Consider the following 16658-nt stretch of genomic DNA (forward strand, 5'->3'; position numbering starts at 1 on the left):
CCGGACACCGCTACCGGCTTAGTCCGTCCGCCAGTTGAGGCCGAGGGACTCGGCGAGTGCGCGGCTGCCCTCGTGGAGGCGGGCGATCCCCTTCGGGTCGGACCCCGCGAACTGCTCCAGCACGGCCGCCGCGCGGTCCTGCGGCGGGCTGCCGTCGTCGTCCGGCAGGTACCACTCGAAGAACAGCCGTGCCGGCCCGCCCTCCCGCGGGCCGCCGTCGCCGTCCGGAGGTACGAACGAGAACTGGATCAGCGTCCTCTGCGGATCGTGCCAGTCGGTGAGGGCCCAGCACCGCTCGATGTCCCACCGGCTCAGCAGGTCCGGCCGCTCCCACAGCCCGGTCGAGATCAGCCGTGCCGTACTGCGGGCGGGCCAGGACCAGGAGTGGTCCCTTTCGGCCCGTTCGACCTCGGCGTCGTAGGCGGCCGCGTCGAAGCGGTACGCGGGCGGCTGCGAGGCGGTCGCGCCGCGCCAGCCGTCCCACACCACCTCCGTGCCCTCCCGGCGGATCGTCACGTACAGGGCGCCGCAGCAGCGCTCGGCACAGTAGGCCGAGGCGAGCCGTACCTCCCGCGGCCGCGGTCCCGCGCGCAGGCGGCCGTTGTCGAGCAGCAGCTCCGGCCGGACGCAGGGACCCACCTCGAACAGCGCGGGCAGCAGCGGCAGTCCGTCCACCAGGATCCGGGTCTCGACGGCGGACGTCGCCGCGTCGGTGTGGACGACGGCCACTTCCCAGTGGGGGAGCGGGCCCACCGCAGCCGTACGGGCGAAGGGCAGGCGCGCGTTGCGCCGGACCCAGTCCGCCCGGACCGCCTCGGCGCCCTCCCCGCCGTCCGCCCGCACCGCTGCCCACGGGAGCCCGGCCAGCAGCCGGTCCAACCCGTCGAGCAGGGCTTCCCGGCGGCCGGGGCCCCAGCCGAGGAGCGCGGCGGGACCGCTGTGGAGGTCGAGGGCGGTCGAGAGGAGCAGCGTGTGGTGGGCGAGGGTCGGGGGCAGCCGGTCCGCCGCCGCGAGCACCCTCTCGTACACGGCCGCGGCCGGCCCGTAGTCGAAGACGTCGGCCCGGTGGTCCAGCTGCCGGGACATCGAGTGCAGCAGCCGCAGCGCCACGGCGAGCAGCTCCGCGTCGTCCTCGGGGTGGGCGTGCAACAGGCCGTGGAGGTCGGCTGCCTCGGCGATCCGGCGGGCCGAGCTCGCGGGCGGCGGCTCCTGCTCCAGCGTGAGCAGGGCGGTCCGGACCGCCCCGGCGTCGCCCGTGGCCGCTGCCGCGCGCAGGGGTTCCAAGGGTTCGCAGGAGGTCCGGCCGCTGAGGACCAGCAGGGCGGCGGCCTGCCGGTCGAGCCGGTCGAGCGCCGAGGCCGCGGGGGAGCCGAGGCCCCGCAGCATGCCGAGGGCCTTCAGGTAGGGCACGTCCTCGGCCTCGCCCAGACGGATCAGCAGGGCCATGCCGACGCCGACGGCGGCGGCGGTGGTGCCGGTGCGGAGCAGCTGCCGGGCGGTCCGCCGGGCCGCGTCCTCGTCCGGCGGGAAGAGCCGTGCGGCGTGCCCGTGCAGGATGCGGTGGGGCATCAGCAGGTCGGCGGCCCGGCGGTGGACGGCTTCGGCGGCGCGTACGGGATCGGGGTCGGCCAGCAGCGGCAACAGCGCGGCCGCCACGACCGGGTGGGTTATTTTCCAGGTCAGGCCCTTGCCGGAAGGCTCCGGCGGGGATCCGTCGGGCAAGGGATAACCCTCGCTCGGGACCTGGCCGTCCGGCTCGATGCCGTGCCGGAAGAGGGCGTAGTCGTAGAGGGGGGTCGTCCGGGGGGCGAGCGGCTCGCGCTCGTCGCGGGCGCTCACCGGGCGGGGTGGGACTCGATTCCACAGTTCATGGGGGGAGGGTGCCAGGCGGGCTCAGGACGCGTCCAGCGAAAAAGCGGTCTCGCCGCGGACCCGCCCGTTGATCTGGAGCTGCACCAGGTGCTCGCCGGAGTGGTAGCGGCGGGTGGTGATCGGCTTGAAGGAGTGGCGCTTGGTGCCGGTGAGGGTTGCGCCGGGGGCCAGCGCGCGGGTGACGAGCTTGAACACCTTCGGGGTGCGGGTGCCGCCCGCCTTCACGTGGTGGACGACGTAGTCGACGACCAGCTCCGCCGGCAGCGGCCCGGTGTTGGTGACCGCCCAGTCGAAGACGAGGTACTCGCCGACGGCGACCTCCGGAGTGGCCACGACCGGGCCGCTCACGCTGACCGGCACGTCGGGGGAGTGCCCGAGCAGGGTCAGCGCCTCGGGCCGGCCGGCCTTGATCAGGGTGCGCAGGCCGTGCCGCACGACGCGGTCCGTCGTCGCCTCGGGCGCGGCCAGCCAGCGGGCCGCGGTCTCGACGGCGAGGTCGGGGTGGTCGCGGCTGATGTCGTTGAGGTGGTTGGAGACGGACCGGCGGACGTAGTCGGACCGGTCGCGGTAGAGCGCGTCCAGCACGGGCAGGGCGGGCCGCGGGTCGGCGACGAAGGCGGGCAGCTGCGCGGCCCACGGCAGCCGGGGCCGGGTGCCCTCGCTGGCGAGGCGGCGCACGTGCGGGTCGGGGTCGGTGGTCCACTTCTGTACGACGGCCAGGGCGCGGGCCGGGTCGGCGCGCAGGAAGGGCCGTACGGCGGCCTCGGCGGTCAGCCGGGAGGTGAGGTCGTGCAGCAGGTCCAGACCGGGCTCGAACACCTCCAGCCCGCGGACGGCGACGGCCTCGTTGACGGGGAAGGTCATCCACCCCTCGAAGCCGCGCCCGGCGAGGGCGGTCCGTACGACGGCCTCGAAGGCGTGCCATTCGGCGGGGAGGTCGTCGAGCACGGCGTCGCGGACGGCGGTGACGCGCTCGCTGTAGCTCAGTCCGTCGAGGGCGTCGGCGCGGGCGCGCAGCGCGGGCGAGGACCGGCGGCCGCCCGCACGGGCGAGCAATCGGGCGAGGGTGGTGACGGTTTCCGCGCTGAGGAGCTCATCGGCCGTGGGCATGGGCCCAGTCTCGTATATGAGGCTTCGGTTCCGGTCCCGGCCCGTAACCGGCCCGCTGACCGGGACGGCGGCCCGTCCGGGTGGCCGGTTCCGTCACCGAACCGGCCACCGGGGCGGCGGCCCGTCCGGTGCCGCTCAGTCCTTGTAGTAGTCCGTGAGGACACAGCCCTTCACCAGGGCCGGCTCCTTGCGGTAGCCGCTCGGCGGGTCGAAGTCGGGGTGGCAGTTGAGCATGAGCAGTCCGGCCGGCGGCTGGAGCAGGGCGCTCATGGCGTCCGAGCTCTCGGACCCCATGGCGAAGTCCTGCCCGACGACGATGCCGCTGTTGGGGTTCCCGCTGCCCTTCTTCGCGTCGACCTCGGCCTTGAAGGCCGCCTGGAAGGCCTTCGGATCCTTGATCAGGACGATGGTGGTGATGCCCCGACGGCCGCAGTAGCCGGTCTCGGTGATCGAGAAGGCCGGGCCGAAGCCGGTGTCCGGGCCCTCGCTCGGCTTGCCGCCGGACGGGGTGCGGCTGACCGGGTCGCACGGGGTGAAGCCGTTGATGAAGCGGGCGGCGGCGGCCATGGTGCCCGCCTTGGGCAGTTGCTGGAAGGCCGTCCCGTTCTTGGGCGCGTTCCCGTTGACCCCGCCGTTCTTGGTGGGGTTGTCCAGCGTGCCCTCGTTGGGGCCGCCGTCGGTGTCGGCGCTCGTGCCGCCGTCCGCGCCGGCGCCCGCGCCCGTGCTGGCGCCGATGCCGACGACGGGCGCCGCGCCGTCCTCCGCGCCGCAGGCGGTGAGCGCGAGCAGGGCGGCGGCGACGGCCGTGGCCGATGTGATGCGTGAGGTGGTGGTGCGCATGGGCGTTCTCGTCCCCCGTGTGAATGACCTTGAACGGCGGCGACTCTAGGCCGGTGATCATGTCCACAGCAAACCCGGCCCGGCCCCGCCCGGCCCTGACCGGAGCCGCCCGGACTCCGGTCGACACCCCGCCCGCGCCCCGGTTACCGCTGGTCACCGCAAAGTCACGAGGGAAACTTTGAAAACGCCCATATCGGACATGGCTGCGGTTTCCGCATGCCGAAAGGCTCTCGGTCGAGCCTGCCGAAGCGTGGGCGCGCTCCAATGTGAACCTTGCATTAAGTGCTCATGAACGGCCTCGGTCTCAGGATTCCAAGGCATTCGCGGGCCTTCGCTTCCGGACTTCGATCCTCCAGATGTGGAAAACGCACCATCTAACGTCCTGACCCATGACTCAGCTGGACGTTCGGCCTCAGGCCGGAGACACGGTAAGCGGCGTCGCCGAGGGCGACGTTCGCGGCAAGGGCCTCGGCAAGGGGTCCGTCGGACTGGTCGGAAGCGCCGTCATCGGCATCTCCACCGTCGCCCCCGTCTACTGCCTGACCTCGACCCTCGGCTCCACCGCCGGTGAGGTCGGCATGCAGATGCCCGCGATCTTCCTCGCCGGCTTCCTCCCGATGCTCCTGGTCGCCTTCGCCTACCGCGAGCTCAACAAGGCCATGCCGGACTGCGGCACCTCCTTCACCTGGACCGTCAAGGCCTTCGGCCCGCGGATCGGCTGGATGTGCGGCTGGGGCCTGGTGATCGCCACGATCATCGTGCTCTCCAACCTCGCCGGCGTCGCCACCTCGTACTTCTGGCTGCTGGCCGGCGAGATCACGAACAACCCGTCGATCGCCGCCCTGGACGACAACAAGCTCGTCCACATCACCACCTGCCTCACCCTGATCGCCGTCGCGACCGCCATCAGCTACCGCGGCATGACCGCCACCAAGGGCGTCCAGTACGCCCTGGTCGGCCTCCAGCTCGTCGTGCTCGCCATCTTCGTCGCCATGGCCTTCCAGAAGGCCTCCGCCGGCACCTTCGACACCGGCCTGGACTTCTCCTGGTCCTGGATGAACCCCTTCGCAGTCGAGTCCATGGCGGCCTTCACCGCCGGACTCTCGCTCTCGATCTTCATGTACTGGGGCTGGGACGCGTGCCTGGCCACCAACGAGGAGACCACCGGCTCCACGAAGACCCCGGGCCGCGCCTCGCTCATCGCGATGATCGTCCTGGTCGGCTCCTACCTGGCCACCGGCGTCGCCGCCCAGATGGCCGTCGGCTCCGGCGGCGAAGGCCTGGGCCTCGCCAACGAGGAGACCTCCGACAACGTCTTCGCGGCCCTCGCCGGCCCGGTCATGGGCCCGGTCCTCGGCATCCTGCTCTTCGTGGCCGTCCTGGCCTCCGCCGCGGCCTCCCTGCAGACCACCTTCATCCCGGTGGCCCGCACGGTCCTCGCCATGTCGACGTACGAGGCCCTGCCGCCCTCCTACGCCAAGGTCCACCCCCGCTTCAAGACCCCGGGCCGCGCCACCGTCATGGCGGGCGCCGCGACCGGCGTCTTCTACACGGTGATGACCCTGGTCAGCGAGAACGTCCTGACCGACACGATCTTCGCGCTCGGCCTGATGATCTGCTTCTACTACTCGCTGACCGCCTTCGCCTGCGCCTGGTACTTCCGCGGCGAACTGCGCCGCTCCTCGCGCGACCTCTTCTTCAAGGGCGTCTTCCCGGTCCTGGGCGGACTGCTGCTGGCCTCGGTCTTCTTCAAGACCCTCTACGACATGCTGGACCCGGCCTACGGCTCCGGCTCCACCGTCCTCGGCGTCGGCAGCGTCTTCATCATCGGCGTCGGCCTGCTGGCCCTCGGCCTGGTGATCATGTTCGTCACCGAGCGCCGCAGCCCCGCCTTCTTCCGCGGCCAGGTCCTGACGAAGTCCACCCCGGCCCTGGTGGTCGAGGACTGACCCGTCCCCTGCGCCCCACCCGCTGAGTCATGCCCACGGCCCCGGATCGATTCCCCCGATCCGGGGCCGCGGGCGTTGCGGGCCGATTCCCGGCACCGAGTCGGGCGCGGGCGGTGACCCGGGGTGCGGCGGGGTCGTTGGACGGTGCATGAACGCCTTGAAGCGCACCCTCGCCGCCCTGGTCGTCTCCGGTGGAGCCCTCGCACTCGCCCCCGTCGCCGCGCACGCCGACGAGCCGGCCGTCCAGGGGCCCCCGATCGTCGAGCGCGTCGGCGACATCGTCGACCACCCGGGCCAGGCCGTGCAGGACACCAAGACCGCCGTCGGCGTGACCGCCTCGGCGGCCGGATCCGCCACCCGGGCCACCGACTCCTCCCTCAAGGGCACCGGCGCGGCCCTGGGCGCCGGCCTCCCCGACACCCCGAAGGTCAAGTGACCCGGCCCGGCCGGTACGGGTGAGCGACCCGCACCGGCCGGGCTGTCGGGCGGCGGCGCTCGTTGAGCAGGGCATGATCCTCTGGCTGCTCAACCACCTCAGCACCTTCGTCATCGCCGTCTTCCTGGTCGGCGGCCTCACCGGCCTCTCCGTGGCCGGGAGCGTGGCCGCCCGCCGCCGCTTCCCGCACCTGGCCGACGGCGATCACAACGAGATGGTCGGGGTCGCGCTCGGCATGTTCGGCGCGATCTACGGCATCATCCTCGCCTTCGTCGTCGTCACCCTGTGGACGCAGCTGGAGAACACCCAGAACATCGTCGCCACCGAGGCCACCGACCTGGCCCTCGTCGTCCGCAGCGCCGACGCCTTCCCGCCGGCCGACCGCGACCGGGTGCAGCGGGCCGTCGGCGCGTACGCGCACGCCGTCGTCGAGGTGCAGTGGCCGCTGATGCGCGAGGGACGGCCGAGCTACGACGCCACCGGCCCGCAGACCCACGCCCTGTACCAGGCGCTCCAGGCCTACGAGCCGCAGGGCGCCCGCGCCGAGACCTTCTACGCCGAGGCGGTCACCCGCCTCAACGACGTCGCCGCGCAGCGCCGGGCCCGCATCACGATGGCCCAGACCTCGCTGCCGATCCTGCTCCAGGTGCTGGTGTACGGGGGCGCGCTCGTGATCGTCCCGCTCACCTTCCTGTTCGGGCTGCGCAGCCTGAAGATGCAGCTGCTCTTCGTATCGGCGGTGGCCGGGCTGATCGGCTTCAGCCTGCTCCTGGTGGTTGCGCTGGACCGGCCCTTCGCGGGGGACCTGAGCGTGACCCCGGCGCCGTACAAGGAAGCGGCCCTGGCGCAGTTCTGGGCCGCCGGCTGACGACCCGCCGACGACGTCCGGGCTGTCAAGCCCCGAACTTCAGCGACGTGACGCGATCCGCTCCCTCCGGCTGACTGGAAGTACGGATTCCCGCCTTCCGCTCTCCCCGAGGAGCCATCCCATGGACCGCACCGCCACCGCCACCGCCACCGCCGCCGCCACCACCGGCCCCGCCGTCGGCACGCGTACCCGTACCTGGCGTCTCGTCCTGGTGATCGCCTCGGCCGCGCTGTTCGTGGGAGCCGCCGCCACCCTGACCCACGGCGCCCGCACCGCCCCCGCGAAGCCGCACACCACCCACGCCACCACGGCCCCGGCGCACGCCGACGACGGGGGCTCCGGCCACCGCCTCCTGTCGGTGCTCAAGCACCTGTGGGCGACCGGCGGCTAGCCGGGCGGTGTCCTGCCCACGCAGCACTCGTCCCCGTACGGGTCGGAACACGCGCGAGGAGGACATGGCCGGTATTGGCCGGGTCGATCCGATGTCCGGATTCCGCTTCGCCCGAGGGTCCGTGTCCCGGCCGGGCGGTACGGGGGGTCGTCCACGGTTCCCCCGCATTCAGGCCCTGGACGAGTATCGGCCAAATAGGGGCTGACCTGGGGAAATGCGTTTCGCGGGGCGCAGGATCCCTGCCTAGGATCGACTGTGCTGAACGGCTCCGGACCGTCGGCCCATGTTGCTTGCACGGGGGGAGCGGCAGGGCTGTGCGGGTTCCGCGGGCCGTTCAGCTCTTGTTCCGCAAGTACATGGGGGAAACACAGTCATGCACAAGAACCTGCTGCGGGCATCCGCCGTCGGCGCGGCCTCCATCGCCTTCTGCGCGCTCATCTCGGTCTCGCAGTCCGCCACCGCGGCCCAGACCTGCTCCGGCGCCACATCCAACGGCCGGATCCAGTCGATGCCCGGGGCGATTCCGGAGGCGCAGCTGAACGCGCCGGTCTGCGTCGAGTCCCTCCCGGAGGGCAAGGTCCGCGGGAAGGCGACCGTCAACTGGGCGTTCATCAACGACGGTCAGTCCGACCTCACCAGCAAGCGCTTCACCTCGTTCAAGGTGACCACCCGGCTGGAGAGCCGGGCGCCGGGCGGCGCGGATGCCGTCGTCAACAGCAAGACGTGTGACCTCACGGCCACGATCAACGCGAACGCCGAGGGCAGTCTCACCTGCCTGACCCCTGCGGCCATCCTTGACCCGAGCAAGCAGTGGTCCGGCGACGCGACGGTCGTCTACGACATCGAGGGCGACGCCAAGGGGGCCATCACCTGGCAGCTCACCGGCTCGCCCCTGATGAGCTAGACGGCCGAGCCGCCGGCCGGGGCCCGTGTGCGGGCCCCGGCCGGCGAGCGCCGGTCGTCAGGCGCCCAGGTGGTGGTACTCCGCCCACTCCTTCTCGCCCTCGGCCGAGCAGTTCGAGCCGTACAGGGGGCCGATCTTGGCCGGAACGCCGGCGAAGGACGAGCAGTTCGACGCGAAGGCCTTGTGGCCGCCGGAGAAGTATTCGATGTCGACACCGTCGTTGGCCAGGGCCGCGCCGGCGCCGCCCAGCAGGATGCCGGCAGCCAGGACAGACGCCGTCAGGGCAGAGCGAATACGCATGACACTCTCCTAAGTCTCGATCAACGCGCCGGACAGACGGCACGCGACCGGCTCAACATCACGGAGAGTTCACGGGAAACGGTGCTTCACCCCAATGGCGGTCACACTCCGTAACCCGGGCGTGGCGCGCCAGAAGCCTGCGGAAGCCCGGCCGCCCCCCCGGCCCGTGACCCGACGGCCGGCTCGCGGCCGCCGGCACCCGATGGGCCGGTCCCCCCGATGTGCCGCGTGTAACCGGCAGATAAGCTCCGCCTGCCCGCATGGCTGTGACGGTCACAAGGCCCGGGCGCATGTGGACTGGGGGGTTCATGAGATTGCTGCCGTCGGGCAGAAGACCGCAGATCAGACGTGGCGGAGGAAGAGTCCTCGCCTCGGGGGCCCTGTTGCTGGCCCTGCTGACCTCGCTCACCGGCCAGGCGGCCGGTACCGCACTTGCTGCACCGTCCGAACCGTCCGAACCGTCCGCCGCCGCCCCGGCCCGGCAGGGAGCCGCGACGAGCGCAGCGCCGGCCGCGAACGCGGGGCCGCAGGCGCCGCCCGCGGCGGATCCGAAAACGGGCGCCGAGGCCCAACGCGAGGCCCGGGTACGCGCGCTGGAGCAGAGCAAGGTCGCGGCCGCCTGCCCCACCGACCTGGCACCGCAAGCGGTCGTCAGCTGCGGAGTCGGCGCGGGCAAGAGCGTCACCTTCTCGCTCACGCTGCCGCAGCAGCAGGACCTGGTCCGCTACGACGCCGTCACGACCCAACTGCGCGTCACCGTCAAGCTGCTCGCGCCGGACGGCACCGAGGTCGGCTGCCGGGCCGTCGACGGCGTCCCCCACTGCCCCACGAGCCGGGCGGGGACGTACAAGCTGCAGTTCACGAACCTCGAAGACCTGCCCAGCGACCTCTCGGTCTCGTACCTCGCGCTGCTCTCCGCCACCACCTGCAAGACCGTGGGCGCCGCCGACAGCAGGCTCGGCGCCCCGACGGTCTTCCAGGGACAGGTACCGCTCGCCTCGGCCGGTGACTGCTACACCCTGGCCCTGGCCCCGAACGACATGCTGCGCGCCTTCGCGGACACGGTCCACGTGTTCACGGGCGTCTATGACGGCGCCGGGAACAAGCTCTGCCACCAACAGGGCAGCAGCAACCTGGACTGCCGGCTCACGGGTGTGGCGCCCTTCCGGGTCGTCACCACGGCGACCAACGGCGTATCAGCCCCCCACCGGCTCACTTTCGCCCGGCTCTCCAAGCCGGAGGGGTGCCCGGTACTGGAGCCCCAGTCGTTCGGCACGGCCCCCGACCTGAGCTCCACGGTGCCCTGCCGGGTCCTGCGGGCCACGGAGTCCGCCCGGTACACCTTCGGTCCCGTCGTCCCCAAGGACCGCTACGCGCCCCTGGGGCAGTTGCTCACCTCCGGCGGGGCCTCGAAGCACGACGACTGCTGGCGCGGGTACTGCGACCTGACACCCGGCGACTACACCTGGGCGAACACCACCCAGGTCCTGGACGCCTCCCCCTTCGGCATGGTGTTCCAGTCGGCCAAGGAGGTTCGCGGCTGCACGGCGACCCACGACAACGGCATGGCGGCCGGGCCCGTCAAGGCCGTCTTCGGCGGTCCCGGGCAGCAGCTCTGCCTCACCCTGCCGACCGCCACCGGCAACGGCGTGTACCTGCTCAACCCCTATGCCACGAACGGGCTCCACGCGGCGGTCCACGACGCGGCGGGCAGCCAGCAGTGCGAGTTGGACGGCCCGACCGGCGGCACGTACGTCTCCTGCCGCCTGACCGGCACCGCCCCGTTCCGGGTGGTGCTCAGCGGTAGCCCGGCCACGTCCGTCGATCTGACCATCCACCGCACCGGCGAGCACGCCGGCTGCACCGCATGGCCGCGCACCGGTTTCGACGGCGCCGCAGGTGTCCAGGTCGTCGCCGCGAGGCAGGCCTGCCTCAGCATCCCCGGCGACCAGCACTCCACCAGCGAGCTGATCGACTACGTCAACGCCGACCACCGGCGGGACGGCGAGATCCAGCTGGTCGACCCGTCGGGCACCGAGGTGTGCACGGCGAACGCACTTCCCAGCTGCCGGCTCGCGCCCGGTGTCCCGTACACCGCGATGCTGCGCAGCCGTCAGACGTACACCTACGAGCTGGCCCGGCGTGACGTCTCGTCCGCGGCTGCGTGCACGGCCACGACCTCGACGAAGGTCGGTGGCCCGGCCACTCCCGTCGCGCTCGGTTCGCCCCTGGACGCCCGATGCCTGCGGATCGGCGGCGCCGCGACCGACAAGTACTGGCTGGGCGACCGCATGCCCGGCCGGTACCTGACGAACGCCGCCTCCACCTGGCTCACGGTCGTCGATGCGGAGGGCAGGCTGCTCTGCCAGCAGGCGAGCAGCGTCTCGTGCAAGGTGACCGGATCCACCTCGTACACGGCGGTCCTCACGCCCCACAACCATGCCGGACAGCCCCTCCGCAGCAGCGTTGACATCTGGAAGGTGGGCACGGCGAACGGCTGGGCGCCCGAGTGCACGGCCAACCCGATCTCCGTCGACGGCTTCGCGCTGCGCAACGGGGTGCTCTCCGAGACGTCGACCGCCCATTGCGCCGTCGTCGACATGCGGCCCGACGAGTCCTTCAACGTCACCGGCATCAGGAATCCTGCCGACACGGGGGCGCCCGCGCCCGTGCTGAGCCTGCACACCGGCCGCGAGTGGGGCACTGCGAACCCCCGGTACAACTGCACACAGCAGTGGGACCGGTTCAGTGCCGCATGCGGGGCGGACCGCGAGGCCGAACCCTCCCAGGCGCTCCTGATGCTGAGCGCCGGCCGGACCCCGACACCGGCCGTCTACAGCGTGCGGGCGGTGTGCGGCCGGTGCTCCGCCCCGGACATCGAGGCGCCGGCCTCGATCGGCCCCGACACCAGCGCGGTGAACACGCAGACCCAGGCCGTCGTCCGCGGTGCCTCGCTCACCATGAACACCCGGTTGAAGCTGGTCCGTGACGGGAGCGACAAGCAGCCGGTCCTGACCCCCGTCTCCGTCAGTGCGGACCGCACCGCGCTGACCGTCCAGGTGGACACCGGAGGCCTGGAGGCGGGCCAGTACGACGTGGTCCTCGACGGCGTCGGGTACACGGCGGGAGTGCCCTCCCAGGGCTACCTCCCCAAGGCGTACACGGTCACCCCCGAGGACACCACGGGCAAGGGCAGGTTCGTGCCGATCGGTCCCTCCCGGTTCCTGGACACCCGTGAGGGTCTCGGGGCGCCGAAGGCACGCGTCGGGGCGGGTGGAGTGGTCACGCTCCAGGTCGCGGGCGTGAAGGGCGTACCGGCCACCGGGGTGACGGCAGTGGTCATGAACGTCACCGCCGTCAGCCCCACCGCGGCCGGGCACGTCATGGTGTATCCGAACGGCCGGCCCCAGCCCACCGTGTCGAACATCAACTTCAGTGCCGGGCAGATCGTGCCCAACCTCGTGACCGTCGCCGTCGTCAACGGCAAGGTCGACCTGCGCAACCACGCGGGCTCCGTCGACCTGGTCGCCGACGTCACCGGCTACTACACGGACAAGGGCCCCGGATCCGCGCTGACCCCCCTCTCGCCGTCCAGGTTCCTGGACACCCGTGAGGGTCTCGGGGCGCCGAAGGCCCGCGTCGGGGCGGGTGGAGTGGTCACGCTCCAGGTCGCGGGCGTGAAGGGCGTACCGGCCACCGGGGTGACGGCAGTGGTCATGAACGTCACCGCCGTCAGCCCGACCGAGGCCGGGTTCGTCACCGTCTACCCCAACGGGCAAGCGGTTCCCGGGGTTTCGAACCTCAACTTCACCGCCGGGCAGATCGTCCCGAACCTGGTCACCGTCCCGGTGGTCAACGGGAAGGTCGACCTGCGCAACCACGCCGGCGCCGTGGACCTCGTCGCCGATGTCACCGGCTACTACTCGGCCACCGGATCCACCTTCTCCGCGGCCTCCCCGGTACGGCTCCTCGACACCCGCACCCCCATCGGCGGGCACCCCGCACCGGCGGCCGGCGGAGAGACCGTCGACCTCAAGGTGGCCGGCGTCGAGGGAGTGCCGACGACCGGCGTGACGGCCGTCGTCCTCAACGTCACCGTCACCGCACCCGCCTCGGACAGCTTCCTGACCGTCTACCCGCACGGAGTGGCGCGACCCCACGTGTCGAACCTCAACTTCCGCGGTGGGCAGACCGTTTCGAACCTCGTCATCGTCCCCGTCATCGACGGCCGGGTGAGCTTCCACAGCCCGTACGGACCCGTCGACGTCATCGCGGATCTGAACGGCTGGTTCACCGGCTGACCCGTGGCGGAACGACGGAGGGGCCCGTCCGATCGATGGATCGGACGGGCCCCTCCGTCGTCGGCCGGCCGCCGTTCAGGGGCGCCAGCGGGGTGCCTCGTCGTCCGGGTTGTCGGGGCTGGCGAAGTGGAACGGAACGCCCAGGTGCCCGGCCAGGGCGGTGCCGGCGCGCGTGGCAGCGGCCGCCGAGGGGTGGAGGCCGCCGGTGTCCGCGCCGTCCAGGGCGCGCACCGCCGTGCCCCGGTAGACCGTGGCGAGGCACTTCTGCCCGACGGGCTCGTCCGCGAGGGCCAGCAGGTTCACGAACCAGTCGTGCACGGTGTCCCCGTCCCAGACCGCCTCGATCGCCACCACCCGGCCCGGGACACCGTGGGCGAGAGCGGCGAGCGAGTCCAGGTCGAGCGGCGAGTCGGGCGTACGGGCCATCCGGTCGCCGTGGTGCTCGTAGCGCAGGTGCACGATCCGCTGCGCCGCGTGGAGCCCGACGCCCCGGGCGCGGCCGGCGTCCCACACCAGCCTGACCGCCTGCATGAAGCCGTCCTGGAGGACGTACCCGTCGACCTGCGTGCGGATGCCCGCCGGCAGCGCCGCCCACTGGTCCTCGATGCTCCGGTCCACGCCGCCGCCCGCCCCTCGGTTCGTCATGGCGTCATGATCGGCAGGGTGGCGGCGCGCCGTCGAGGGGTTTTCGGGACCGACCCCGCCCGGTCAGAGGTACTGGGCGAACTGGTCCAGGGTGCGCAGGACTTCGGGCTTCGACGCAGAGGGCAGTTGGAGGACGACCTCCTCGATGCCGAGATCGGCGTAGTGGCTCATCTTGCCGGGGGAGGGCTGCACGGCGTACGGAACCACCTGGAGGGACTTCGGGTCCCGCCCGGCCGTCTCCCAGACCTGGCGCAGCACCGGCAGGGACTCCGTGAGGCCGCCGCCGCCGATCGGCAGCCAGCCGTCGGCGTGGTCGGCGATGGCGGCGAAGAGCTTCGGGCCGGCCGCACCGCCGATCAAGGTGCGCGGGCCGTACAGCGGTGCGCCGGGGCCGAGTTCGCGCGGGGCCTGGACCGGCTTGGGGTGGGCCGTGCTGGCCTGGACGGAGCAGTACTGGCCGACGTACGCCGTGGGTTCGGGGGACCACAGGGCGCGCATCAGCGCCATCCGGTCGCGGACCAGGTCGCGGCGGGTGCGCCACTCGACACCGTGGTCGGCGGCCTCTTCGACGTTCCAGCCGTAGCCGATGCCGAGGGTGAAACGGCCGTGGGAGAGGTGGTCCAGGGTGGCGACCTGCTTGGCGAGGTCGATCGGGTCGTGCTGGGCGACGAGGGTGATGCCGGTGCCGAGGTGCAGCCGCTCGGTGACGGCGGCGGCCTGGCCGAGGGCGACGAACGGGTCGAGGGTGCGCCCGTACATCTCGGGGAGTTCGCCGCCCATGGGGGCGGCGGTGTCGCGGGAGACCGGGATGTGGGTGTGTTCGGGGAGGTAGAGGCCGGAGAAGCCGCGCTCCTCCAGGCTGTGGGCCAGCCGGACGGGGGAGATGGTGCGGTCGGTGAGGAAGATGGTCGTGGCGATCCGCATGGGCTCTGGCACCTCCGAGACGTGGGACCCGCCACGGTACGGGCTGGCCCCCCGAATGTTGAGGGGGCGTCAGGTGCCGGGGGCGCGGATCAGCCGCGCGGGTAGCGGGCCAGCCAGCCCGGGGAGGAGGCCGTCGGATTGTGCAGGGTCGGCCCCTGCGTCAGCTCCAGGGCGAAGTCGTCGGAGATCTCCAGCAGGGCGGCCCGGCCTTCGAGCTCGGCGAGCCAGGCGGCCGGGAGGGCCGTCTCGCCGTGCAGGGCGCCGAGCAGGGCCCCGCACAGGGCGCCGGCGGCGATGGAGTCGCCGCCGTGGTTGACGGCGAGGCGCAGGCCCTGCGGGACGTCCTCGGCGACGAGGGCGCAGTACACGGCGACGGCGAGGGTGGCGGCGGCGTCCTCGGGCCCGTCGGGCTCGTCGCCGCCGTCGGACGAGAGGGCTTCGACGGCCTCGGGCCCGGGGACGCCGTGGGTGACCGCGGCCAGGGCGCGCTGCAGGGCGTCCGTGACGGGCTGGTGGCCGGGCCGGGCGCCCAGCAGGCCCAGCGCGCGCTGGACGGCGGAGTCGAGGGAATCGCCCCGGATCAGGCCGTGGACGATGACGGCGACGGCTCCGGCGGAAAGCCCGGCGGTGGGGTGGCCGTGGCTCTGCGCGGCGCACTCGACGGACAGCTGGAGGACGAGGGACGGCTCCCAGCCGACCAGCAGCCCGAAGGGAGCCGAGCGGGTGGCGGCGGCCGCGTCCCGGGCGGTGGGGTTCTTCGGCTGGTCGAGGGTGCCGATGACGTCGTCGGCGAAACCCGTCAGGCAGGCGCGGTGCGGGGCGCGGCGGGCGTAGAGCCATTCCTCCTGCGCGAGCCAGCCGTTGTCCTTGCGGCGCTCGTCGGGGCCCCAGTCGTGCTGGGTGGCCGCCCAGCGCAGGTACGCGTGGTGGAGGTCGGTGGGCGGGTGCCAGGCGCCGGTGTCGCGGCGTACGTGGGCCCGTATCAGCCCGTCCACGGTGAAGAGGGTGAGCTGGGTGGCGGCGGTGACCCGGCCGCGGCGTCCGAGGGCGGAGGCCGGTGCGGTCAGGCCGTCCGGGCCGTGGGCTTCGCGCAGGGCGCCGAGGGTGAGGCCGGCGGCGGGCGCGCCGAGGGCGTCGCCGAGGGCGGAACCGAGGAGCGTGCCGCGGACACGACTGCGGAAGTCCTGCTGCTCGACGCGCCCCCAGAGGCCGGTGGCGATGCCCCGGCCGAGCGTACGGTTCGCCCCGGCGGGTGCAGGGCCGCTGCCCACCGAGCTGCCGCCCGGTCCCGCGCTACCCGCGGGTGCATGCCCGCCCCCCGGGCTCCCGCCCGGGCCGGAGCCGTGGGCGCTGCCCGCCGGGCTGTGCAGAGGCGCGGCGGGGCCTCCGCCCGCCGGGCTGTGCGCGCCCACCGGGCTTGCGCCCGGGCCCGAGGCTCCTGCCGGGCCGGGAGCGTGCGCGGCGAGGCCGCTGCCCATCGGGCTTGCGCCCGGGCCCGAGGCTCCTGCCGGGGCGGGGACGGCGGGGCCGTGCGGGGGTGCGGCGTGCCCGCCGCCCACCGGGCTTCCGCCCGAGCCGGGGGTGTGCGCGCCCACCGGGCTTCCGCCAGGGCCGGAGCCGTGGGCGCTGCCCGCCGGGCTGTGCAGAGGCGCGGCAGGGCCTCTACCCGCCGGGCTTCCGCCCGAGCCGGGTGTGTGCCCACCTGCCTGGCCGTGGACGTTCGCGGGGGCCGCGCCCGCGCCGCCTTCGGCGAGCCCGCCCAATGGGCTCCCGCCCGGGCCGGAGGCCCCCGCCGGGGTGGGGCCGAGGACGTGCGCGGGGACGGCGGGGCCGCTGGCCATCGTGCTTCCGGCCGGGCCGGAGCCGTGGGTGCTGCCCGCCGGGCTTCGGCTCTGGAGCGGGGTGTCGACCGGGGGCGTACCGGTGACGCCGCCCGTGTGGGGGTTCGCCGGGCTTTCGGCCGCCGGGGGCGTGGGGCCCGGCGGGTCCGGGGTGTTGCCCATGTGGTTCGTGCCGTTCACTTCGCCCGCCCCCCGCTGGCTCGTCAGGTCGTCCCTTCGATGCCCGGCGCCCTACCCGTACACGCCGCGCACGCGAACCCGCACTGTAGTGGACACG

General features: G+C 73.1%; 13 protein-coding genes. 6 read left to right on the plus strand and 7 right to left on the minus strand.

Annotation, left to right across the window (positions count from 1 at the left end; translation table 11 throughout):
* Positions 1 to 18: 18 nt before the first annotated feature.
* The 3 genes from B6R96_RS20525 to B6R96_RS20535 form a co-directional block, all read right to left on the minus strand.
* Entirely contained in the window at positions 19 to 1839 is a 1821-nt protein-coding gene (locus B6R96_RS20525) for a hypothetical protein (protein ID WP_081523169.1), read from the minus strand.
* 54 nt (positions 1840 to 1893) lie between these two features.
* Positions 1894 to 2982 (minus strand): DNA alkylation repair protein, encoded by a 1089-nt coding sequence (locus tag B6R96_RS20530; protein ID WP_081523170.1) that lies wholly within the window; start codon positions 2980 to 2982, stop codon positions 1894 to 1896.
* 135 nt (positions 2983 to 3117) lie between these two features.
* Positions 3118 to 3822, minus strand: coding sequence for a hypothetical protein (locus B6R96_RS20535; protein ID WP_081523171.1), 705 nt, complete (start codon positions 3820 to 3822; stop codon positions 3118 to 3120).
* Positions 3823 to 4211: 389 nt separating this feature from the next.
* Between B6R96_RS20535 and B6R96_RS20540 the strand changes: the two genes are divergently transcribed.
* The 5 genes from B6R96_RS20540 to B6R96_RS20560 all read left to right on the plus strand — a co-directional run bounded on the left by B6R96_RS20540 (position 4212) and on the right by B6R96_RS20560 (position 8370).
* Positions 4212 to 5771: an APC family permease gene (locus B6R96_RS20540; protein WP_081523172.1), complete on the plus strand. Its 1560-nt coding sequence runs from the start codon at positions 4212 to 4214 to the stop codon at positions 5769 to 5771.
* Between the two features lie 148 nt (positions 5772 to 5919).
* Positions 5920 to 6207 carry a hypothetical protein gene (locus tag B6R96_RS20545; RefSeq protein ID WP_053701777.1) on the plus strand — a complete coding sequence of 96 codons (288 nt, stop codon included), beginning with the start codon at positions 5920 to 5922 and terminating at the stop codon, positions 6205 to 6207.
* Between the two features lie 73 nt (positions 6208 to 6280).
* On the plus strand, positions 6281 to 7075 hold the full coding sequence (locus B6R96_RS20550) for a bestrophin-like domain (RefSeq protein WP_081523173.1): 795 nt from the start codon (positions 6281 to 6283) through the stop codon (positions 7073 to 7075).
* Between the two features lie 121 nt (positions 7076 to 7196).
* The gene (locus B6R96_RS37305) at positions 7197 to 7466 is read left to right on the plus strand and encodes a hypothetical protein (RefSeq protein ID WP_081523174.1); all 270 of its coding nucleotides are present in this window, start codon (positions 7197 to 7199) and stop codon (positions 7464 to 7466) included.
* Positions 7467 to 7839: 373 nt separating this feature from the next.
* Positions 7840 to 8370 carry a hypothetical protein gene (locus tag B6R96_RS20560; RefSeq protein WP_081523175.1) on the plus strand — a complete coding sequence of 177 codons (531 nt, stop codon included), beginning with the start codon at positions 7840 to 7842 and terminating at the stop codon, positions 8368 to 8370.
* 57 nt (positions 8371 to 8427) lie between these two features.
* Here the strand turns inward: B6R96_RS20560 and B6R96_RS20565 are convergent, their stop codons facing one another.
* A complete protein-coding gene (locus tag B6R96_RS20565; RefSeq protein WP_051779820.1) occupies positions 8428 to 8670 on the minus strand; it encodes a hypothetical protein in 243 nt (80 codons plus the stop codon).
* 308 nt (positions 8671 to 8978) lie between these two features.
* On the opposite strand from B6R96_RS20565, the gene B6R96_RS38195 reads away from it, so the two are divergent.
* Complete coding sequence (locus B6R96_RS38195; protein ID WP_159396350.1) at positions 8979 to 12971, plus strand: hypothetical protein; 3993 nt, start codon at positions 8979 to 8981, stop codon at positions 12969 to 12971.
* Between the two features lie 75 nt (positions 12972 to 13046).
* Here the strand turns inward: B6R96_RS38195 and B6R96_RS20575 are convergent, their stop codons facing one another.
* From B6R96_RS20575 to B6R96_RS20585, 3 genes are all read right to left on the minus strand, one after another.
* The gene (locus B6R96_RS20575) at positions 13047 to 13616 is read right to left on the minus strand and encodes a hypothetical protein (protein ID WP_203351638.1); all 570 of its coding nucleotides are present in this window, start codon (positions 13614 to 13616) and stop codon (positions 13047 to 13049) included.
* Positions 13617 to 13679: 63 nt separating this feature from the next.
* Positions 13680 to 14540 (minus strand): TIGR03619 family F420-dependent LLM class oxidoreductase, encoded by an 861-nt coding sequence (locus B6R96_RS20580; protein WP_081523177.1) that lies wholly within the window; start codon positions 14538 to 14540, stop codon positions 13680 to 13682.
* Positions 14541 to 14629: 89 nt separating this feature from the next.
* A complete protein-coding gene (locus B6R96_RS20585) occupies positions 14630 to 15760 on the minus strand; it encodes an ADP-ribosylglycohydrolase family protein (protein WP_237291681.1) in 1131 nt (376 codons plus the stop codon).
* Positions 15761 to 16658: the final 898 nt, after the last annotated feature.

This window comes from Streptomyces sp. Sge12 (assembly GCF_002080455.1).
In the GTDB taxonomy this organism is placed as follows: domain Bacteria; phylum Actinomycetota; class Actinomycetes; order Streptomycetales; family Streptomycetaceae; genus Streptomyces.